This window comes from Streptomyces sp. NPDC046925, assembly GCF_040644915.1.
Lineage (GTDB): Bacteria > Actinomycetota > Actinomycetes > Streptomycetales > Streptomycetaceae > Streptomyces.
This window is the reverse complement of sequence record NZ_JBEYWZ010000005.1, coordinates 349012-368678: the sequence shown is the minus strand read 5'-3', so window position 1 is coordinate 368678 and position 19667 is coordinate 349012. Positions and strand designations below refer to the sequence as shown.

General features: G+C 71.3%; 19 protein-coding genes. 11 read left to right on the top strand and 8 right to left on the bottom strand.

The annotated features are described in order from the left end of the window. Positions 1-197 precede the first annotated feature (197 nt). The 3 genes from ABZ906_RS23145 (at position 198) to ABZ906_RS23135 (ending at position 2993) form a co-directional block, all read left to right on the top strand. Entirely contained in the window at positions 198-1655 is a 1458-nt protein-coding gene (locus ABZ906_RS23145) for a DUF2252 domain-containing protein (RefSeq protein ID WP_361385464.1), read from the top strand. Positions 1656-1733: 78 nt separating this feature from the next. Beyond that, entirely contained in the window at positions 1734-2612 is an 879-nt protein-coding gene (locus ABZ906_RS23140; RefSeq protein ID WP_361385461.1) for a J domain-containing protein, read from the top strand. 33 nt (positions 2613-2645) lie between these two features. After that, positions 2646-2993, top strand: coding sequence for a rhodanese-like domain-containing protein (locus ABZ906_RS23135; RefSeq protein ID WP_361200288.1), 348 nt, complete (start codon positions 2646-2648; stop codon positions 2991-2993). A gap of 40 nt (positions 2994-3033) precedes the next feature. On the opposite strand, the gene ABZ906_RS23130 is transcribed toward ABZ906_RS23135, so the two are convergent. The 6 genes from ABZ906_RS23130 to paaA form a co-directional block, all read right to left on the bottom strand. Continuing rightward, on the bottom strand, positions 3034-4167 hold the full coding sequence (locus tag ABZ906_RS23130) for an acyl-CoA dehydrogenase family protein (protein WP_361385458.1): 1134 nt from the start codon (positions 4165-4167) through the stop codon (positions 3034-3036). 193 nt (positions 4168-4360) lie between these two features. Beyond that, a complete protein-coding gene (paaE, locus tag ABZ906_RS23125; protein ID WP_361385455.1) occupies positions 4361-5437 on the bottom strand; it encodes a 1,2-phenylacetyl-CoA epoxidase subunit PaaE in 1077 nt (358 codons plus the stop codon). Further along, complete coding sequence (gene paaD, locus ABZ906_RS23120; RefSeq protein WP_361385452.1) at positions 5437-5943, bottom strand: 1,2-phenylacetyl-CoA epoxidase subunit PaaD; 507 nt, start codon at positions 5941-5943, stop codon at positions 5437-5439. The genes paaE and paaD overlap by 1 nt, the downstream gene beginning before the upstream one ends. Continuing rightward, positions 5937-6686: a 1,2-phenylacetyl-CoA epoxidase subunit PaaC gene (gene paaC / locus ABZ906_RS23115; RefSeq protein WP_361200276.1), complete on the bottom strand. Its 750-nt coding sequence runs from the start codon at positions 6684-6686 to the stop codon at positions 5937-5939. Before paaC ends, paaD begins: the two co-directional genes overlap by 7 nt. After that, the gene (gene paaB, locus ABZ906_RS23110; RefSeq protein WP_190083040.1) at positions 6683-6973 is read right to left on the bottom strand and encodes a 1,2-phenylacetyl-CoA epoxidase subunit PaaB; all 291 of its coding nucleotides are present in this window, start codon (positions 6971-6973) and stop codon (positions 6683-6685) included. The genes paaC and paaB overlap by 4 nt, the downstream gene beginning before the upstream one ends. Then, entirely contained in the window at positions 6970-7968 is a 999-nt protein-coding gene (gene paaA, locus ABZ906_RS23105; protein WP_361200273.1) for a 1,2-phenylacetyl-CoA epoxidase subunit PaaA, read from the bottom strand. The genes paaB and paaA overlap by 4 nt, the downstream gene beginning before the upstream one ends. Positions 7969-8193: 225 nt before the next feature. Here paaA and ABZ906_RS23100 point away from each other — a divergent pair, with 225 nt between their 5' ends. Genes ABZ906_RS23100 through ABZ906_RS23090 form a run of 3 tightly spaced genes read left to right on the top strand, consistent with a single transcriptional unit; the run spans position 8194 to position 11136 of the window. After that, positions 8194-9036, top strand: coding sequence for a DUF5819 family protein (locus ABZ906_RS23100; protein WP_361385449.1), 843 nt, complete (start codon positions 8194-8196; stop codon positions 9034-9036). After that, the gene (locus ABZ906_RS23095; protein ID WP_361385446.1) at positions 9033-10340 is read left to right on the top strand and encodes an HTTM domain-containing protein; all 1308 of its coding nucleotides are present in this window, start codon (positions 9033-9035) and stop codon (positions 10338-10340) included. Before ABZ906_RS23100 ends, ABZ906_RS23095 begins: the two co-directional genes overlap by 4 nt. Before the next feature lie 16 nt (positions 10341-10356). Further along, entirely contained in the window at positions 10357-11136 is a 780-nt protein-coding gene (locus tag ABZ906_RS23090; RefSeq protein WP_361385443.1) for an RNA methyltransferase, read from the top strand. A gap of 15 nt (positions 11137-11151) precedes the next feature. On the opposite strand, the gene paaN is transcribed toward ABZ906_RS23090, so the two are convergent. Beyond that, entirely contained in the window at positions 11152-12843 is a 1692-nt protein-coding gene (gene paaN, locus ABZ906_RS23085) for a phenylacetic acid degradation protein PaaN (protein WP_361385440.1), read from the bottom strand. A gap of 195 nt (positions 12844-13038) precedes the next feature. On the opposite strand from paaN, the gene ABZ906_RS23080 reads away from it, so the two are divergent. Further along, positions 13039-14556 carry a 3-hydroxyacyl-CoA dehydrogenase gene (locus ABZ906_RS23080; RefSeq protein WP_361385437.1) on the top strand — a complete coding sequence of 506 codons (1518 nt, stop codon included), beginning with the start codon at positions 13039-13041 and terminating at the stop codon, positions 14554-14556. Further along, on the top strand, positions 14553-15146 hold the full coding sequence (locus ABZ906_RS23075; RefSeq protein ID WP_361200255.1) for a TetR/AcrR family transcriptional regulator: 594 nt from the start codon (positions 14553-14555) through the stop codon (positions 15144-15146). The genes ABZ906_RS23080 and ABZ906_RS23075 overlap by 4 nt, the downstream gene beginning before the upstream one ends. Positions 15147-15150: 4 nt before the next feature. On the opposite strand, the gene ABZ906_RS23070 is transcribed toward ABZ906_RS23075, so the two are convergent. Beyond that, a complete protein-coding gene (locus ABZ906_RS23070) occupies positions 15151-15747 on the bottom strand; it encodes an Lrp/AsnC family transcriptional regulator (protein WP_361385434.1) in 597 nt (198 codons plus the stop codon). Between the two features lie 189 nt (positions 15748-15936). On the opposite strand from ABZ906_RS23070, the gene pdhA reads away from it, so the two are divergent. Genes pdhA through ABZ906_RS23055 form a run of 3 tightly spaced genes read left to right on the top strand, consistent with a single transcriptional unit; the run spans position 15937 to position 19627 of the window. Next, positions 15937-17109 carry a pyruvate dehydrogenase (acetyl-transferring) E1 component subunit alpha gene (gene pdhA / locus ABZ906_RS23065; protein ID WP_361385431.1) on the top strand — a complete coding sequence of 391 codons (1173 nt, stop codon included), beginning with the start codon at positions 15937-15939 and terminating at the stop codon, positions 17107-17109. After that, the gene (locus ABZ906_RS23060) at positions 17106-18134 is read left to right on the top strand and encodes an alpha-ketoacid dehydrogenase subunit beta (protein ID WP_361385428.1); all 1029 of its coding nucleotides are present in this window, start codon (positions 17106-17108) and stop codon (positions 18132-18134) included. Before pdhA ends, ABZ906_RS23060 begins: the two co-directional genes overlap by 4 nt. Continuing rightward, positions 18134-19627: a dihydrolipoamide acetyltransferase family protein gene (locus tag ABZ906_RS23055; RefSeq protein ID WP_361385426.1), complete on the top strand. Its 1494-nt coding sequence runs from the start codon at positions 18134-18136 to the stop codon at positions 19625-19627. Before ABZ906_RS23060 ends, ABZ906_RS23055 begins: the two co-directional genes overlap by 1 nt. Positions 19628-19667: the final 40 nt, after the last annotated feature.

The following is a 19667-nucleotide window of genomic DNA, read 5'->3' as shown; positions in this document are numbered from 1 at the left end:
CGGGCTGTTTGGCGCGGGGGCTCGCGTGACGGTGATGTATGTCACCGGGGGCAGTTCTGGGCAGTTCGGGGTGCCGGTTTGTCCACAGGCTGTGGGTTGTCCACAGGCTCTGACGCGTTCCGGCGCCCGGCGGTACCTTCATGCCAGGTGGGGCCAGGGAATGCCTGCCTGCGCGGTCCGGACGGTGGGGGTTTGTCATGGCGGGGATCGACGGTGTGCGGCTGCCGTACGTGAAGGGGTTCGCGGAGTGGGGCTCCCAGGGGCCGACGGGGGCTGCGGAGGCTTCTGGGGCGGGTGCTTCGGGGGGTTCGCCGAAGCGGGAGGGCAAGGCGCTGCGGGCCCGCGTCAGCCGTGCCTCGCACGAGTGGTTCGCCGAGGACGACGGCCGCCCCGGCCCGGTCGAGGCCGTGGAGGAGACCAACCGCAGCAGGCTCCCCGAGCTGACGCCGATCCGCGTGGGCAGGATGGCCGCTTCCCCCTTCGCCTTCCTGCGCGGTGCGGCCGGTCTGATGGCGTACGACCTCGCGCGCACCCCTGTGACGGGGATAGGCGCCCAGATATGCGGTGACGCGCACGCGGCGAACTTCGGCCTGTACGCGGACGCGCGGGGCGGACTCGTCATGGATCTGAACGACTTCGACGAGACGGGGCACGGGCCCTGGGAGTGGGACGTGAAGCGGCTCGCGGCCTCCCTCGTGCTCGCGGGGCGCGAGGCCGGGGCGAGCGAGGACGTCTGCAGGGAAGCCGCGTTCGACGCGGTGGGGGCGTATCGCCGCACGATGCGGTTGCTCGCGAAGCTGCCCGCGCTCGACGCGTGGAACGCCATCGCGGACGAGGAGTTGGTCTCGCACACGGACGCCCGCGATCTGCTCGGCACCCTGGAGAGCGTCTCCGAGAAGGCCCGGCACAACACGAGCGCCCGGTTCGCCGCCAAGTCGACCGAGCGCGTCGGGGGCGAGAGCGGCCGCGCGGGGCGGCGGTTCGTCGACGCGCCGCCGGTGCTGCGGCGGATACCGGACGCGGAGGCCGTCGAGGTCGCCTGCGCGCTGGAGGAGTACGTGGGCACGCTGTCCGAGGACCGGCTGCCGCTGATCGCGCGGTACGCGATCCAGGACGTGGCGTTCCGCGTCGTGGGCACGGGCAGCGTGGGCCTGCGGTCCTACGTCGTGCTGCTCCTGGACCACCGGGGAGAGCCGCTGGTGCTTCAGGTCAAGGAGGCGCGGCCCTCCGTACTGCTCCCGCATCTGCCCACGGCGGGCTTCGAGGTGCCCGAGGTCGCGCACGAGGGGCATCGGGTGGTGCTCGGGCAGAAGCGGATGCAGGTGGTCAGCGACTTCCTGCTCGGGTGGACGACGGTGGCCGGACGGCACTTCCAGGTACGGCAGTTCAGGAACCGCAAGGGCAGCGTGGACCCGGCTGCACTGGCCGCCGACCAGATCGACGACTACGGCCGGATGACCGGGGCCCTGCTGGCCCGCGCCCACGCGCACAGCGCCGACCCGCGCCTCATCGCGGGCTATGTCGGCAAGAACGACGAGCTGGACACGGCGGTGGCCGCGTTCGCGGTGGCGTACGCGAACCGGACGGAGGCGGACCACGGGGAGCTGGTGCGTGCGGTCAAGGAGGGGCGGGTCGCCGCGGAGGCGGGGGTGTGAGGCGAGGGCCGCGCCGGGGCCGTGCGGCGGGGGATGCCATGCGGGCCGGGCTGTGTCGCGGTGGCCTACGCTGGACGGGTGACGACCCCGGAAACCGAGCCGACGCAGCCCATGACGCCTGATCCTGATCACGTGACCGCCGGTCGCGAAGCTCCTGACGGGGCGGCGGGGCAGGGGGGCGCCGCGCGGCCCGAGGAACGTCTCGAGAAGGCGGTCCGGGCGGCCGAGCAGGCGCTGATCGAGTATGAGATCGCCGTCGAGACGTTCCGGGTCGAGGTGGAGAACTTCTCCCGGCTCCATCACCAGAAGCTCGGCCCGATGTACGCGCGCCTCGACGAGCTGGACGCGGAGATCGCCGAGGCCCTCGCGGCCCGCAGCGGCGACCCGGAGGACCGGCTCAAGGCTGAGGAGGCGCGGGCGCGGGTCATGCCGATGCCGGGCGTCGAGGAGCTGTTCCACGGCTGGATGGACGGTGACGGCCTATATCCGGAGGCCGCCGCGATGCTGACGGACCAGTCGGTGCGGCCGCCGCAGCGGGTGCGGCCCAGCGACGAGGCCCGCAAGCTCTACCGTGAGCTCGTCCGCAAGTCCCACCCCGACCTGGCCCAGGACGACGCGGAGCGCAGCCGCCGGGACGAGTTCATCACGCGGGTGAACGCCGCCTACGCCCGTGGTGACGAGGCCTTGCTCCGGGAGCTGTCGCAGGAGTGGGCCGCCGGCCCCGTGACCGAGCAGCGGTGGCCGAACAAGAGCGAAGAGCTCTACGCGCGCCTGGAGTGGCTCTCCCAGCGCAAGGAACTGCTCACCGTGGTCGCGCAGGAGCTGGAGGAAGGGGCGATCGGCGCGATGCTGCGGATGGCGCCGGACGATCCGGACCAGCTCCTGGACGAGATCGCCGAGCAGCTGCTCGCGCAGGTCACCGAGCGCGAGGCCGAGCTCGCGCGGCTGACCTCGTAATCGACCCCCTGGACGGTCGGGTAGCGTCGGGGCATGGCTTTCGGATCTCACGTGCCCACGGTCGGTGTCGGCGACCTCGCGAGCGGCGACTTTCTCCTTGACGTCCGTGAGGACGAGGAATGGCAGGCGGGCCACGCCGAGGGTGCGCTGCACATCCCGATGAGCGAGTTCGTCGCGCGCTTCGGCGAGCTGACCGAGGCCGCCCCGCAGGACGGCAAGGTCAACGTCATCTGCCGGGTCGGCGGGCGCTCGGCGCAGGTCGCCATGTACCTCGTCCAGCAGGGCATCGACGCCGTGAACGTCGACGGCGGCATGCAGAGCTGGGCGGCCGCGGGCCGGCCCGTCGTCGACGACAAGGGCCAGCCGGGCACCGTGGTCTAGTTCGGCCTGGTCGAGCCCGGGCCGCCTTGGTTCGGGCGGGTCAGCCGAGGGGGTGGGCGGCCAGCAGGTCGCCCAGGGTCTCCTCGTGCGCCGCTGCCGGGCCGAGGGACAGCTCAAGATGCTTGGCCCACGCGTGGTAGCGGTGCAGGGGATAGTCGGTGTCCGATCCGAAGCCGCCGTGCAGGTGCTGGGCCGTCTGCACGACCCTGCGTACGCCCTCCGACGCCCAGATCTTGGCGACGGCCACATCTCCCGTGGCGGGCAGGGCGCCGCTCGCACCGGTGCTGATGCGCCAGGCGGCCTGCCAGAGGGTGACCTCCATCGCGCGCAGGTCGATGTAACGGTCGGCCGCCTGCACCGCCACGGCCTGGAACGTGGCGACGGGGAAGCCGAACTGCTCGCGCTTGCTCGTGTATTCGCCGGTCATGCTCAGCACCGCCTCGCCGAGGCCGAGCGCGAGGGCGCAGGTCCCGGTGGCGAGCAGATCGCGCAGCCACTCCCAGGCCCCGTCGGCCTCGATGACGTCACCGCCGCCGATCCGTACGGAACTCAGGCTGAGCTCGCCGAGGCGCTCACCGCTCGTGGACACCTGCTCGGCGACGCCGATGCCCTGGCCCTCGCGGGGGACCACCGCGATGACGGACCTGCCGGCGGAGGTGTGGGCGGGCACCACGATGTGGTCGGCGTTCTGTGCCCAGGGCACAGCCGTCTGTGTGCCGTCGAGCAGCCAGTCGTCGCCGTCCTGCCGTGCGGTCACGGAGAGTTCGGCGGGGTCGTGCCCGCTGCGGCCGTTCGCCGCGACGGTCAGGACGAGCTCTCCGCGGGCAGCCTTGGGCAGGATCCGCTGCTTCAACTCCGCGCTGCCGTACGTCTGCACGGCATACGCGGCCGCGCTGCTCTCCAGGAGCGGGACCCGGGCGAGCTTCCTCGCGGACTCGCGCAGGACCAGGCAGAGCGCGGTGGCATCCAGGCCCGCGCCGCCGTACTCGGGGTCGAGGAGCAGGCTCAGCAGGTCGGCCGCGGCGACCTTGGACCACAGCGCGCGGTCGAAGTCCTCCGCGACGGCGCCCGGTACGAGGGCGGGGCTCGGCACTCCGTCGGCTGCGACGGAGGCGAAGAGCGCCTTCGCCGCCTCGACGGCCGCCTGCTGTTCCTCGGTGAAGGTGAAGTCCACTGCCTGTCCTCCCGTGCACCGGCCCGACTGCTCTGTCTGTCCCGCCCGCCAGCTATTTCTGACGGGCCGTCAAGATAGAACAGGTTCTATAGGAAGGGAACAGCGACGGGACAGGCAGTGCGGTACGCGGGGCGGACAGTGCGGCGGTACGCGTGACAGGCAGTTGCGGTACGCGGGGTAGCAGTGCGGCGGCTCAGCGGTCGAAGTCCAGCTCCACGGTGTCCGTGGCCGGATGCGACTGACATGCGAGCACATACCCCGCCTCCGTCTCCTCCGGCTCCAGCGCGAAGTTGCGGTTCATCCGCACCTCGCCCGAGACCCTGAAGGCCCGGCAGGTCCCGCACACCCCGCCCTTGCAGGCGTACGGCGCGTCCGCGCGGTTGCGCAGCACGGTGTCCAGGAGGGACTCTCCGTCCCGGACCGGCCAGGTGCCGGAGCGTCCGTCGAGCGTCACCGTCACGGTGCTGTTGGCGGGGGCGGCCGACACGGCGGCGGGCGCCGGTGCGGCGAGGCCGTCGTCCACGTGGAATATCTCCTCGTGGATGCGCTCGCGCGGCACGCCCAGGCGGCGCAGGGTCTTCTCCGCGCCCTGGACCAGGCCGAAGGGGCCGCACAGGAACCAGCCCGACACCTCGTCGACGGGCAGGAGCGCGGGCAGCAGCCTGCCGAGCCGCTCCTCGTCGAGCCGTCCGGAGTCGAGCCCCGACTGCTGCTCCTCGCGGGAGAGCACCGTGACCAGCTGGAACCGCTCGGGCCAGCGGTCCTTGAGGTCGGCGACCTCCTCCAGGAACATCGTCGACGCGGTGGTGCGGTCGCTGCGGACGAGGCAGAACGTGGCGCTCGGATCGCGCTCCAGGAGCGTCGTGACGATGGAGAGCACCGGTGTGATCCCGCTGCCGCCGACCACCGCCGCATAGCGTCCGGGCGCCGGTTCGAGCGTGAAGCGCCCGGCCGGGGTCATCACCTCGAGCGCATCGCCGACGGCGACTTCCTTCAGGGCGTACGTCGAGAAGGCGCCGCCCTCGACGAAGCGCACCCCGACCCGCAAGGTCGTCGGCTCCGAGGGGCGCTCGGGGTGGGGCGCGGGTGCGCAGATCGAGTACGTACGCCGGATCTCCGCGCCGTCGACGAAGCGGCGGACGGCGAGGTGCTGTCCCGGGGCGTACCGGAACTCCTCGCGCAGTGCGGGCGGCACCTCGAAGGTCAGCGCCACGGAGTCGTCGGTGAGCCGCTCGACGTCCGCTACCCGGAGCTGGTGGAAGCGGGCCATCACAACTCCTTGAAGTGGTCGAACGGTTCACGGCAGGAGACGCACCGGCGCAGGGCCTTGCAGGCCGTCGACGAGAAGCGGCTGAGCAGTTCGGTGTCGGTCGAGCCGCAGTGCGGGCAGCGGACCGAGAGGGTGAGCGGTATCGGACCGCCGCTGCCGGTCCCGTCGACGCTGTGCGGGCGCGGGGGCGCGATGCCGAACTCCGCCAGCTTGCGCCGGCCCTCCGCGCTGATGTCGTCCGTCGACCAGGCGGGGGAGAGCACGGTGTGCACGGAGACCTCGGCCATCCCGCGCTCGCGCAGCACCTGCTCGATGTCGGCGGTCATGGTCTCGATGGCCGGGCAGCCGGTGTACGTCGGGGTCAGCTCGACGTCGACCTTGCCGATGCCGCGGACGCGGACCCCGCGCAGGACCCCGAGCTCGGCGAGCGTGATGACCGGCAGCTCCGGGTCGGGCACGGAGCCCGCAAGGGCAAGGAGCTCTTCTTCGAGGGCGGTGGTCACCATGACGCCCCCGGATGACTGCGGTGCAGATGCTGCATCTCGGCCAGCATCCGCCCGAAGGACTCGGTGTGCAGGCCCTGGCGTCCCGCGCCCGCCGCCCAGGCCCCTTCCTGCGGGCCGGTGGGCACGGTCAGGGTGGCCTTCTCGATGACGGCGGTCACCGAGGCCGTCCAGCTCTCGCGCAGCGCCGCCCAGTCGACGCCCGGGGCGCCGTCCGTGCCGTCGAGGCCCTCCACCGGCTGGAACATCTCTCCGGTGAACCGCCAGAGCGCGTCGAGCCCGCGCGCCATCCGCTCATGGCTCTCCGCGGTGCCGTCGCCGAGCCGCAGCGTCCACTGCTCCGCGTGATCCTGGTGATAGGCGACTTCCTTGACCGCCTTGGCCGCCAGCGGGGCGAACGTGCTGTCACCGCTCGCCAGCTGCCCGTACAACAGGGTTTGGTAGGTGGAGAAGTAGAGCTGGCGGGCGATGGTGTGCGCGAAGTCGCCGTTCGGCTGCTCGACCAGCTGGAGGTTGCGGAAGGCGCGCTCCTCGCGCAGGTAGGCCAGCTCGTCCTCGTCCCCCGCCAGGGAGAGCAGGACGCGCGCCTGGCCGAGGAGGTCGAGGGCGATGTTCGCCAGGGCGACCTCTTCTTCGAGGACGGGTGCGTGGCCCGCCCACTCCCCCAGCCGGTGCGAGAGCACCAGTGCGTCATCGCCCAGGGCGAGGGCGGTGGCGGTGGCCGTCGGGGTCAGTGGCGTGGTCACAGGTGCTTCACCCCCTCCGGGATGTCGTAGAACGTCGGGTGGCGGTAGGGCTTGTCGCCCGCCGGTTCGAAGAAGGAGTCCTTCTCGTCGGGCGAGGAGGCGGTGATCTGCGCGGACGGCACGACCCAGATCGAGACGCCTTCGCTCCGGCGGGTGTACAGATCGCGGGCGTTGCGCAGGGCCATCTCCGCGTCCGGTGCGTGCAGGCTGCCCGCGTGGGTGTGGGAGAGCCCGCGGCGGGAGCGCACGAACACCTCCCACAGCGGCCATTCGGTCGAGCTGCTCATGCCTTCGCCTCCCCGTGCTTGGCGGCGAACGCCGCTGCTGCCTCGCGCACCCACGCGCCTTCCTCGTGCGCGGTCCTGCGCTGGGTGATCCGCTGTTCGTTGCAGGGGCCGTTGCCCTTGAGGACCGCCCAGAACTCCGTCCAGTCGATCGCGCCGAAGTCGTGATGCCCCCGCTCCTCGTTCCACACGAGGTCCGGGTCGGGGAGCGTCAGGCCGAGCGATTCGGCCTGGGGGACGCAGATGTCCACGAAGCGCTGGCGCAGCTCGTCGTTCGAGTGGCGCTTGATCTTCCAGGTCATCGACTGCTCGGAGTGCGACGACTCGTCGTCGGGCGGGCCGAACATCATCAGGGACGGCCACCACCAGCGGTCCACCGCGTCCTGCGCCATCGCGTGCTGGGCCTCGGTGCCCCGGCTGAGGGCGAGCAGCGACTCATATCCCTGGCGCTGGTGGAACGACTCCTCCTTGCAGACGCGGACCATCGCGCGGGCATAGGGGCCGTACGAACAGCGGCACAGGGGGACCTGGTTCGTGATCGCGGCGCCGTCCACCAGCCAGCCGATCGCGCCGACGTCGGCCCAGGTCAGCGTCGGGTAGTTGAAGATCGACGAGTACTTCTGGCGGCCCGAGTGCAGCTTGTCGAGCAGTTCGTCGCGGCTGGTGCCGAGGGTCTCGGCGGCGCTGTACAGATACAAGCCGTGGCCGGCCTCGTCCTGGACCTTGGCCATCAGGATCGCCTTGCGCCGCAGGGACGGGGCGCGCGTGATCCAGTTGGCTTCCGGCTGCATGCCGATGATCTCGGAGTGCGCGTGCTGCGCTATCTGCCGCACCAGCGAGGCGCGATAGGCGTCGGGCATCCAGTCGCGCGGCTCGATGCGCTCGTCGGCCGCGACCGCGGCGTCGAAGACCGCGGTGAGCGCCGCTGTGCCTGCGGCGTCGGCCGCTGCCCGGTCCGCTTCGGACCGGGCCGTCTGATGCTCGGCTGCTGTCGCCATCGCGGTCCCCCTCGACCTTTAGCTAGCTACCGACCGATCGTTCGGTTCGTCGAGTTCAATGGTGCGGCTCAGCGCCATAAGGTGTCAACCCTGTGGATAACTTCACGGACGCTGTGCCTGGCGCGCAGGCATGAGTACCGTTCCGGTGCGAAGCGGGCGGCAGAGAATCCTGTGACGGGCAGGCCGACGGGTACACCACCGTGCGGGAACGGGAATCGGGGCGGAATGGACGCGAACGACAACAACGCCAACGAGTCGCCGCCTCCATCCTCCGGCGCAGTGCCGCCGCCCGCCGACTCCGCCGACGCCGTGTCCCCGCCCGTCGACGCCATCGCCGACACCCGGCCCGCAGCCGGTGTCCCGGCCGCGCCCTCGCCCCCGCCCGCAGCCCCGCCCCGCGGCGGCATCGCCGCCCTCTCCCCGCGCTATCAGGTGGCCGGGGTGCTCGCGCTGGTGCTCGTCGCGGTCACGGCCTGTGTCCACGTCGGGATGCTCTTCCTCCACGTCGCCCCCTCGAACACCGTGACCAAGCAGCACGGGCAGGCCGTCGACGACTGGATCTACCCCGAGTTCGAGCAGAACTGGAAGCTCTTCGCGCCCAACCCGATGCAGCAGAACATCGCGGTGCAGGCCCGCGCCCAGTTCCGTACGGACAGCGGAACCAACGGGACCACCGGTTGGTACGACCTGTCCGCACGCGACGGCGCCGCCATCGACGGAAATCTGCTGCCCAGCCACACGCAGCAGAACGAGCTGCGCAGGGCCTGGGACTTCTACGTCGGCGCGCACGACGCGCAGAATCGTCCCCGCGGCCTGCGCGGGCAGCTCTCGGAGCAGTACATCCGCCGCATCGTGGTGATGCGCGTCGAGCGCGAGGAGGCCGTGGGTCCCGGCGTCACCATCGAGCGCGTCCAGGTCCGCTCCAGGACCACGAACGTGCCGCCGCCCGGGTGGAGCGACGAGAAGGTCAGCAGCAAACCTGTGCTCCGCCAGTTGCCGTGGTGGTCCGTGACAGCCGATGACGTGCCTCTGGGCAAGGCTCCGAAGACCGAGGGGGACGCCCGGTGAACCGCTTCGGCTCCCTGCTCGGGCGCGGCATCGAACGCGTCAGCGCATCCGCCCTCGGTCCGTATCAGACCGCGGTGGTCCGCATCGGATTCGCCGCCACCTGGCTGCTCTTCCTGCTGCGTGAACTCCCTCACCGTCATGAGCTGTACGGGCCCGACAGCCCGTGGAACTGGGACATGGCCCAGCAGCTCATCGCGGAGAACCACGCCTTCACGGCCCTGATGTGGTCCGACGGACGCATCTGGTTCGAGGTCGTCTACGCGCTCGCGGTCCTGAGCAGCGCCCTGCTGATGCTCGGCTGGCGCACGCGCACGATGTCCGTGCTCTTCATGATCGGCGTGCTCTCGCTGCAGAACCGCTCCATCTTCATGGGAGACGGCGGCGACAACGTCATCCACCTCATGGCCACCTACCTCGTGTTCACGCGATGCGGCCAGGTCTGGTCGCTCGACGCCCGGCGTGCGGCACGCGCGCGTAAGGCTTCGGTCCGGCAGGAAGCGACGGCGGAGCCCTTCGACGGGGAGGAGCCCTTCGACGGGGAGGAGTCCTTCGACGGGGAGGAGCCTCTCGACAGGGCAGAGCCCGTCGACAGGGTCGGGCCCGTGCTGTGGTGGGTCCTCGGGCTCGGTCTCTCCGTGGTGACGTTCATGGGGGAGCTCAGCGGCGGCTGGCGGCTTGTCTTCTGGGGCCTGTGGCTGACGCATGGCCTGTGGTGGGTCGTCGGACGGCGCGCGCCGGACGGCGAGGCGCGCAAGCTGCTCGACGTCATCGTGAAGATCGCGCACAACGCCGCACTGCTGGTGATCATGGTCGAGGCGTGCCTGATCTACGCGACGGCCGGCTGGTACAAGATCCAGGGCAGCCGCTGGCAGGACGGCACGGCCATCTACTACCCGCTGCGTCTGGAGTACTTCTCCCCCTGGCCCGCGCTCTCCGACCTGCTCGCCTCGCACGGCCTCATGGTGATGCTCGTGACGTACGGGACGGTCGCCGTGCAGGTCGCCTTCCCCTTCACCCTCTTCAACAGGAGGGTCAAGAACGTCCTGCTCGCCGCCATGATCTTCGAGCACGCGGTCATCGCCGTCGTCCTCGGTCTGCCGTTCTTCTCGCTCGCGATGATCGCGGCCGACGCCGTGTTCCTGCCGACGTCGTTCCTGCGGCGCGTCGGCGGATGGGTGGCAAGCGCGCGTGGAGGTCTTGTCGCGCGTTTCCCGCGCGGCCGCACGGTGCCGGGGCAGCGCGCACAGGACGATGAACCGGCCCGGGAATCCGCCGACCACGCGCGCGTAGGCTTCCCTTCATGAACAGGACGCACGCGGGATGAACGGGACGCACCAGCGTGATCCGGACGATGCCGTGCGTGCCTGGCGCGAGGTCGCCGAGACCTCCGTACTGCTCGACGGGTTCCATGCCGTCAAGCACGCGCTGCGCTTCTCGGCGCTGATCCCCTCCGCGCTGACCAGCGACAGGGCCGCTGTCCTCGCCCTCGCCGACGAGCTCGCACCGGACGTGAAGGACGCCCTCGACGCGCTCCTCGTGCAGGTCCCCGACGGCACCCTGCGCGCCCTTGTGCCGCGCCTGCACCCCACCGGGGTGGCCGCTCTCGCGGTACGCCCTTCCCGTACGGCCAACCTCGATGCGCTCGCCCGCATGCCCAGGACCGCGCCCGTCGTCGTCCTCGACGACCCCCGCAATCTGGGCAACGCGGGAGCCGTGATCCGCCTCGCCGCGGGGTTCGGGGCGACGGGAGTCGTCACGACCGGCACGCTCGATCCGTGGCACCCCACGGTCGTCCGCGGTGGCGCCGGCCTGCACTTCGCCACGGCCGTCGAGCGGATGGACGTCTCCGGGCTGCCGCCGGGGCCGGTGTTCGCGCTCGACGCGGAGGGCGAGGACATCCGCGCCCTCAAGCTGCCGGACGACGCCGTCCTGGCCTTCGGCTCCGAGCGCAGCGGCCTGTCCGCGCAGCTGCGCGAGCGGGCCGACCATCTGGTGTCGCTGCCGATGCGGCCCCAGGTCTCCAGCTACAACCTGGCCACCAGCGTCGGGATGACGCTCTTCCACTGGTCGGCGGGCAGGCCTCCGGGCGCGGAGGCCTGAACCCGCCGCGGGACGTCAGGCGTCCCTGCGCACCTCCACCACGCGGAAGCGGTTGGCCACGAACGCGCCGTCGCACAGCGCGGCGTTCGCCGCGGGGTTGCCGCCCGAGCCGTGGAAGTCCGAGAACGCGGCCGTCTGGTTCACATAGACGCCGCCCGTGAGGTTCAAGGAGAGCTGGGCGCACTCCTCCAGGCAGGTCTCCTCAACGGCGCCGGACACCTCGTCCGACGTCGTGTACGCGCCGACCGTCATCGCGCCCTTGTCGCGCACCGTGCGGCGCAGCAACTCCACGGCTTCCGCGGACGAGTCGACCGCGACGGCGAAGGAGACGGGGCCGAAGCACTCGTTCAGATAGACCGCCTCAGTGTCCGGCTTCGCGCCGTCCAGCTTGACGATCACCGGGGTGCGGACCACGGCGCCGGGGAACTCGGGGTTGCTGATCTCCCGCGAGGGGAGCGCCACTTCACCGAGTCCGGCGGCGGCCTCCAGGCGGGACTTCACGTCCGGGTTCACCAGGGCGCCCAGGATGCCGTTCGCCCTGGCGTCGTCGCCGAGCAGGCCGTTCACCGATGCGGCGAGGTCGGAGACCACGTCGTCGTACGACTTGGCTCCGGCGTCCGTCGTGATGCCGTCGCGGGGGATCAGGAGGTTCTGCGGGGTCGTGCACATCTGGCCGCTGTACAGCGACAGGGAGAAGGCGAGGTTGGCCAGCATCCCCTTGTAGTTGTCCGTCGAGTCGACGACGACCGTGTTCACGCCGGCCTTTTCCGTGTAGACCTGCGCCTGGCGGGCGTTGGCCTCCAGCCAGTCACCGAAGGCGGTCGATCCGGTGTAGTCGATGATCTTGATCTCGGGCCGGACGGCGAGGGTCTTGGCGATGCCCTCGTCGGGCTGCTCGGCGGCCAGGCACACCAGGTTCGGGTCGAAGCCCGCGTCGGCGAGGGCCTCGCGCGCGATGCGGACCGTCAGCGCGAGCGGCAGCACCGCGCGCGGGTGGGGCTTGACCAGGACGGGGTTGCCGGTGGCCAGGGAGGCGAAGAGGCCCGGATAGCCGTTCCACGTCGGGAAGGTGTTGCAGCCGATCAGGAGCGCGATGCCGCGGCCCACGGGCGTGAAGCGCTTGTCCAGACCGATCGGGTCGCGCTTGCCCTGGGGCTTGGACCACTCGGCCGCGTCGGGGGTGCGTGCCTGCTCGACGTACGCGTACGCCACCGCTTCGAGGCCGCGGTCCTGGGCGTGCGGCCCGCCCGCCTGGAAGGCCATCATGAAGGCCTGGCCGCTGGTGTGCATGACCGCGTGCGCCATCTCGTGCGTGCGGGCGCTGATGCGCGACAGGATCTCCAGACAGACCATCGCGCGCACTTCCGCGCCCGCCTCGCGCCAGGCGCGCATTCCGGCGCGCATCGCGGGCAGCAGCGTGTCGATGTCCGGGTGGGGGTACGTGATGCCCAGCTCGGGGCCGTACGGAGAGACTTCCGCGCCCGTCCAGTCGTCCGTGCCCGGCTGGTCGAGGTCGAAGCGGTTTCCCAGGAGGGCGTCGAAGGCGGCCTTGCCCTCGGGCAGGCTCAGACTGCCGTTCTCTCCATAGGCCTTGGGGTGCTCGGGGTGCGGCGACCAGTACGCGCGTGTGCGGATCGTCTCCAGCGCCTGGTCGAGTGTGGGCCGGTGCGTGGCGATCAGCTGATGCGCGGTGAGTTCGGCGGCCATATCGGACCAACTCCTCGTCGAGCCGGCTCTCCGTCGAGCCGGCGAGCTGGGCAGGGCAGTGGGCAGGAACAGACGGACAGAGCTAGAGTAACCGAACGATCGGTCGGGACAAGGGGGTCCGCCGAACCTGTGGACAACTTCTCGCCGGACACCCCGCACCCTCCGGCGGACACCTCGTGCGGGAGGATCGCGAGCATGACAGCACTCGAGCTCAGCAGCCCCGTTGCCGTGGTCGGCACCGGCACCATGGGGCAGGGCATCGCCCAGGTCGCCCTGCTTGCGGGCCACCCCGTGCGGCTGTACGACGCCGTGGAGGGCCAGGCGAAGGCCGCGGCCGCCGCGATCGGCGCCCGACTGGACCGGCTCGTCGAGAAGGGCAGGCTCACGGACGGCGACCGGTCCGCCGCGGGAGCCCGGCTCGCACCGGTCGAAAGCCTCGCCGAGCTGGCCGGGTGCGGACTCGTCGTCGAGGCGATCCTGGAACAACTGCCCGTCAAGCAGCGCCTCTTCGAAGAGCTGGAAGAGATCGTCGGCGAGGACTGCCTCCTCGCCACCAACACGTCCTCCCTCTCCGTCACCGCCATCGCGGGCACGCTCGACAAGCCCGGCAGATTCGTCGGCCTGCACTTCTTCAACCCCGCGCCGCTCCTCCCCCTCGTCGAGGTCGTCAGCGGCTTCGCGACCGACGAAACGGCCGCCACGCGCGCGTACGAGACGGCGCGGGCCTGGGGCAAGACACCGGTACGCAGCGCGGACACCCCCGGCTTCATCGTCAACCGCATCGCCCGGCCCTTCTACGCCGAGGCGCTGCGCCTGTACGAGGAGCGGGCCGCGGACCCGGCCACCATCGACGCCGTCCTGCGTGAATCCGGCGGCTTCAAGATGGGCCCCTTCGAGCTCACCGATCTCATCGGGCAGGACGTGAACGAAGCCGTCACCCGCTCCGTGTGGGAGTCCTTCTTCCAGGACCCCAAGTTCACGCCGTCACTCGCCCAGCGCCGCCTCGTCGAATCCCGGCGCCTGGGCCGCAAGTCCGGTCAGGGCTGGTACGCGTACGGGGACGGCATATCGCGCCCCGAGCCGCACACGGCGGCGCCCGCGGCGGCCCCGGCCTCCGTCGTCCTGCACGGAGACCTGTTCCAGGCGCACGACGTCGCCAAGCTGATCGACGAAGCCGGCATCGACATCCCGTACGAGGAGGCCCCCTATCCCGACCGCCCCGGCTGGCTCGAACTGCCCGGCGGGGCGCGGATGTTCCTGGCCGACGGTTCCACGGGGGACGACGCCGAGGAGGCGGTGATCCAGTTCGATCTCGCGCTCGACTACCGTTCCGCGACCAGGATCGCCCTGGCCCCCTCCGTGGCGGTGACCGAGGAGCAGCTCCACGAGGCCGTGGGCCTCTTCCAGGCGCTGGGCAAACAGGTCAGCGTCATCGCCGACGTCCCCGGGATGATCGTGGCCCGTACGGTCGCCATGCTCGTCGACTTCGCCAGGGACGCCGTCGCGCGTGGTGTCGCCAGCAGCGAGGACATCGACACGGCGATGCTCCTGGGCGTCAACTACCCGCGCGGACCGATCGAATGGGGCCAGGCGCTCACCGTGCACTGGGCCATCGAAACCCTGGAATGCCTGCACCAGGAGTACCCCACCGGCCGCTACGCACCGTCCCGGGCGCTTCGCCGCGCGGCAGCGCGAGAGGACCTCAACGCATGACCACCACCAGGCGCGACACGTACACCCCGGAGAGCCTCCTGACGGTGGCGGTCCGGGTCTTCAACGAGCGCGGATACGACGGCACCTCCATGGAGCACCTCTCCAAGGCGGCCGGTATCTCCAAGTCCTCGATCTACCACCACGTCACGGGCAAGGAGGAGCTGCTGCGTCGCGCGGTGAGCCGCGCGCTCGACGGGCTCTTCGGGATCCTCGCCGAGGAGCACGCGCGTGTGGGCACCGCCGTGCAGCGCCTGGAGCACGTCACGCGCCGCACCGTCGAGGTGCTGATCGCGGAACTGCCCTACGTGACGCTGCTCCTTCGCGTGCGCGGCAACACGGACACCGAGCGGTGGGCCATGGAGCGGCGCAGGGAGTTCGACCAGCAGGTGGCCGATCTGCTGAAGGAAGCCGTGGCCGACGGCGACCTGCGTTCGGACGTCGAACTGCGTCTCGCCACCCGGCTGCTCTTCGGGATGATCAACTCCATCGTGGAGTGGTACCGGCCGGACGCCCGCGGCGCTTCGTCGGGCGAGCAGGTCGCCGACGCCGTCGTCCAGCTGGCCTTCGCGGGGTTGCGCAGCGGCAGCTGAGCGGTCAGCTGTCCGGATCGAGGTCGTCTTCCTCGAAGACCAGCAACGTACGCGTGCTGAGTACTTCGGGGATGGACTGAAGCCGGGTCAGGACCAGCTCGCGCAGCGCGCGGTTGTCCGGCGTGTGCACCAGGAGCAGCACGTCGAAGTCGCCGCTGACCAGCGCGATGTGCGAGGCGCCCGGCAGGGTGCGCAGGTGCTCCCGCACCGTGCGCCAGGTGTTCTGGACGATCTTGAGCGTGATGTATGCGGATGCGCCCTGACCTGCGCGTTCGTGGTTTATCCGGGCTCCGAAGCCGCGGATCACCCCGTCGTCGATGAGCCGGTTGATGCGTGCGTACGCGTTGGCCCGTGACACGTGGACGCGCTCGGCCACGGCCCGTATCGACGCGCGTCCGTCCGTGTGCAGGATGTGCAGGATGTCGCGGTCGATCGAGTCCAGCGGGCGGGGCAGCGCCTCCTGGCGGTCACCGGGCCTGCTCTCCGGACGATCGCCGGACCGGCCTTCCGGACGATCGCCGGACCGGCCTTCCGGACGATCGCCGGACCGGCCTTCCGGACGTTCGCCGTCCCGTCCGTCGGCCATTCGTTCAGATGCCATGTCCCCCCGCCTCCCTACCATGGACGTACTGCATCCATCCCAGGCTGTGGAGAACCGTTTGTCCACAGCCTGGAGGTGCCTGTAGCCAAAATGTGCCGACGACCGAACAATCGGTAGGTGAGGCGCCTCACATTGCCGCGCCTCTTTGCCGCTCCCCAGAGGAGATCGCTTCCACATGGAGGTGCCGACATGACGGTCATGGAGCAGCGGGGCGTCTACCGGCCCACCCCGCCACCCGCATGGCAGCTCAGGACGGATCCCGCGCCGCTGCTGCCCGACGCGGAGCCGTACCGCGTCCTGGGCACGGAAGCCGCGGGCAAGGCCGACGAGGAGCTCCTGGGCCGCCTGTACGCACAGCTGGTGCGCGGACGGCGGTACAACACGCAGGCGACGGCCCTCACGAAGCAGGGCAGGCTGGCCGTCTATCCCTCCAGCACCGGCCAGGAGGCGTGCGAGGTGGCCGCCGCGCTGGTCCTTCAGGAGCGGGACTGGCTCTTCCCCAGCTACCGGGACACGCTCGCCGCGGTGGCCCGCGGTCTCGACCCCGTCCAGGCGCTGACCCTGCTGCGGGGCGACTGGCACACCGGGTACGACCCGCGCGAGCACCGCATAGCGCCCCTGTGCACTCCTCTGGCGACCCAGCTCCCGCACGCCGTGGGCCTCGCGCACGCCGCCCGCCTCAAGGGCGACGACGTGGTCGCGCTCGCCATGGTCGGCGACGGCGGCACCAGCGAGGGCGACTTCCACGAGGCGCTGAACTTCGCGGCCGTCTGGCAGGCTCCCGTCGTCTTCCTGGTGCAGAACAACGGCTTCGCGATCTCCGTGCCGCTCGACAAGCAGACCGCCGCCCCCTCCCTGGCCCACAAGGCCGTCGGGTACGGAATGCCGGGACGCCTGGTGGACGGCAACGACGCGGCCGCGGTGCACGAGGTCCTGAGCGAAGCGGTGTCCCGCGCGCGTGAGGGCGGCGGCCCCACGCTCGTCGAAGCGGTGACGTACCGCATGGACGCCCACACGAACGCCGATGACGCCACGCGCTACCGCGGGGACGCCGAGGTCGAGGCCTGGCGCGACCACGACCCGATCCTGCTCCTGGAGCGGGAGCTGACCGAGCGCGGCCTCCTGGACGAGGAGAGGACGCGGGCGGCCCGCGACGACGCCGAAGCCATGGCGGCCGACCTGCGCGAACGCATGAACAAGGACCCCGAGCTCGACCCCATGGACCTCTTCGGCCATGTGTACGCCGAGCAGACGAGCCAGCTGCGCGAGCAGGCCGCCCAGTTGCGGGCCGAACTCGAGGCATCGGACGAAGAAGGCGTGGACGGCGCGGAGAGCGCGGACGGCGAGGAGAGCGCGCGATGAGCACGGTCGCGGCCGAACGGGCCGCCAAGAAGGCAGCCAAACCGGCCACCATGGCGCAGGCGCTCGGACGCGCGCTGCGCGACTCCCTGGCCGAGGACCCGGCCGTGCACGTCCTCGGAGAGGACGTCGGAGCGCTCGGCGGGGTCTTCCGGGTCACCGACGGACTCACCAAGGAGTTCGGCGAGGACCGCTGTACGGACACGCCGCTCGCCGAGGCGGGCATCCTGGGCACGGCCGTCGGCATGGCGATGTACGGCCTTCGGCCCGTCGTCGAGATGCAGTTCGACGCGTTCGCCTACCCCGCCTTCGAGCAGCTGATCTCCCACGTGGCGCGGATGCGCAACCGCACGCGGGGCGCGATGCCGCTGCCCATCACGGTGCGGGTGCCCTACGGCGGCGGCATCGGCGGCGTCGAGCACCACAGCGACTCCTCCGAGGCGTACTACATGGCGACTCCGGGGCTCCATGTCGTCACGCCCGCCACGGTCGCCGACGCCTACGGACTGCTGCGGGCCTCCATCGCCTCCGACGACCCGGTCGTCTTCCTCGAGCCGAAGCGCCTCTACTGGTCCAAGGCCGACTGGAACCCGCAGGCGCCGCAGGCCGTTGAACCCATAGGCAAGGCCGTGGTCCGGCGCACCGGACGCAGCGCCACCCTCCTCACGTACGGCCCGTCCCTGCCCGTCTGCATGGAGGCCGCCGAGGCGGCGGTCGCCGAGGGGTGGGACCTCGAAGTGGTCGATCTGCGCTCCCTCGTGCCCTTCGACGACGAGACGGTGGCCGCTTCCGTGCGGCGGACCGGGCGCGCGGTCGTCGTGCACGAGTCGAACGGCTTCGGCGGTCCCGGCGGGGAGATCGCCGCGCGCGTCACCGAGCGGTGCTTCCACCACCTGGAGGCGCCGGTGCTGCGCGTCGCCGGGTTCGACATCCCGTATCCGCCGCCGATGCTCGAGCGGCACCATCTGCCGGGCGTGGACCGGATCCTGGACGCGGTCGCGCGCTTGCAGTGGGAGGCGGACAGCTGATGGCGCAGGTGCTTGAGTTCAAGCTGCCCGATCTCGGTGAAGGGCTCACGGAGGCGGAGATCACCCGCTGGCTCGTGCAGGTCGGCGATGTCGTCGCCGTGGACCAGCCGGTCGTCGAGGTCGAGACGGCCAAGGCGATGGTCGAGGTGCCCTGCCCGTACGGAGGCGTGGTGACGGCCCGCTTCGGCGAAGAGGGCACGGAAATGCCGGTGGGAGCGCCGCTGTTGACGGTGGCCGTCGGCGCCCCGGCCGGGAACCCCGACGCGGCACCGGAAGAGCCGGCGGAGCGTGCCCTTCAGGCGGCTGCCGCCGAGGAGTCCTCCGGCAACGTCCTGGTCGGATACGGCACGGCCGCGGCGCCCGCGCGGCGCAGGAGGGTGCGGTCGACGGGGCCCGCCACGCAGCTCGCCCCGAAGCCTGCCGCGCAGCCCGCACCGCCCGCATCGCCCGCATCGAAGGAGGAGCCTTCCCGGCCGCACAGCCCCGCCGGGCCGGCCGGGCCCGCTGGTCCGGGCGCCCTCCCGCGCGCGGACGGCCCGATACCGGTGATCTCGCCCCTCGTACGGAAGCTGGCCAGGGAGAACGGCGTGGAGCTCCGTCAGCTGACGGGCTCGGGGCCGGACGGGCTGATCATGCGGGCCGACGTGGAGCGGGCCATCGCGGCGGAGCCGGCGGCCGTGAACGGGGTGACGGCGCCCGCGCACCCGCCCGTGCCCGCGCACCCCCCGGCGCCCACGCACACACCGGCGGCAGCCGAGAGCGAAGAGCCGCGCGGCACGGCGGCGGGAGCGGAGATCCGCCATCCGCTGACCGGCATCAGGGGCCTCGTCGCGGACAAGATGTCCCGCAGCAGGCGCGAGATACCGGAGGCCACCTGCTGGGTCGACGCCGACGCGACCGAACTGCTCGCGGCCCGCGCCGCGATGAACGCCGCCGTGAAGGAGGGCGGCGGCGGACAGAAGATCTCGCTGCTCGCGCTGTTCGCCCGCATCAGCGTGGCCGCCCTCGCCCGCTACCCGATGCTCAACTCCACCGTGGACATGGAAGCGCGCGAGGTGGTGCAGCTCGCCGACGTGCACCTCGGCTTCGCCGCGCAGACCGACCGCGGCCTGGTCGTCCCCGTGGTCCGCAACGCGAACAAGCGGACCACCGAGGAGGTCAACACCGAACTGATCCGGCTGACGGAGGCGGCGCGGGACGGGAAGCTGACGCCGGGGCAGCTGACGGGCGGCACGTTCACGCTGAACAACTACGGGGTGTTCGGGGTCGACGGCTCCACGCCGATCATCAATCACCCCGAGGCGGCCATGCTCGGCGTGGGCCGGATCGTGCCCAAGCCGTGGGTGCACCAGGGGGAGTTGGCGGTGCGGCACGTCGTGCAGCTCTCGCTCACCTTCGATCACCGGGTGTGCGACGGCGGCACGGCCGGCGGGTTCCTGCGGTTCGTGGCGGACTGCGTGGAGCAGCCCGCGGTGCTGCTGCGGGCGGTGTGAGTACCGGCGCGGTCATGTGAGTCGCCGTACAGAGGGGTGG

Excerpts from the sequence above, each read along its gene's own strand:
- ABZ906_RS23145 (WP_361385464.1), top strand. The coding sequence starts at position 198 with ATGGCGGGGATCGACGGTGTGCGGCTGCCGTACGTGAAGGGGTTCGCG.
- ABZ906_RS23135 (WP_361200288.1), top strand. The coding sequence starts at position 2,646 with ATGGCTTTCGGATCTCACGTGCCCACGGTCGGTGTCGGCGACCTCGCG.
- paaE (WP_361385455.1), bottom strand. The coding sequence starts at position 5,437 with ATGGCCCGCTTCCACCAGCTCCGGGTAGCGGACGTCGAGCGGCTCACC.
- paaD (WP_361385452.1), bottom strand. The coding sequence starts at position 5,943 with ATGGTGACCACCGCCCTCGAAGAAGAGCTCCTTGCCCTTGCGGGCTCC.
- paaB (WP_190083040.1), bottom strand. The coding sequence starts at position 6,973 with ATGAGCAGCTCGACCGAATGGCCGCTGTGGGAGGTGTTCGTGCGCTCC.
- paaA (WP_361200273.1), bottom strand. The coding sequence starts at position 7,968 with ATGGCGACAGCAGCCGAGCATCAGACGGCCCGGTCCGAAGCGGACCGG.
- ABZ906_RS23100 (WP_361385449.1), top strand. The coding sequence starts at position 8,194 with ATGGACGCGAACGACAACAACGCCAACGAGTCGCCGCCTCCATCCTCC.
- ABZ906_RS23090 (WP_361385443.1), top strand. The coding sequence starts at position 10,357 with ATGAACGGGACGCACCAGCGTGATCCGGACGATGCCGTGCGTGCCTGG.
- paaN (WP_361385440.1), bottom strand. The coding sequence starts at position 12,843 with ATGGCCGCCGAACTCACCGCGCATCAGCTGATCGCCACGCACCGGCCC.
- ABZ906_RS23080 (WP_361385437.1), top strand. The coding sequence starts at position 13,039 with ATGACAGCACTCGAGCTCAGCAGCCCCGTTGCCGTGGTCGGCACCGGC.
- ABZ906_RS23075 (WP_361200255.1), top strand. The coding sequence starts at position 14,553 with ATGACCACCACCAGGCGCGACACGTACACCCCGGAGAGCCTCCTGACG.
- ABZ906_RS23070 (WP_361385434.1), bottom strand. The coding sequence starts at position 15,747 with ATGGCATCTGAACGAATGGCCGACGGACGGGACGGCGAACGTCCGGAA.
- pdhA (WP_361385431.1), top strand. The coding sequence starts at position 15,937 with ATGACGGTCATGGAGCAGCGGGGCGTCTACCGGCCCACCCCGCCACCC.
- ABZ906_RS23060 (WP_361385428.1), top strand. The coding sequence starts at position 17,106 with ATGAGCACGGTCGCGGCCGAACGGGCCGCCAAGAAGGCAGCCAAACCG.
- ABZ906_RS23055 (WP_361385426.1), top strand. The coding sequence starts at position 18,134 with ATGGCGCAGGTGCTTGAGTTCAAGCTGCCCGATCTCGGTGAAGGGCTC.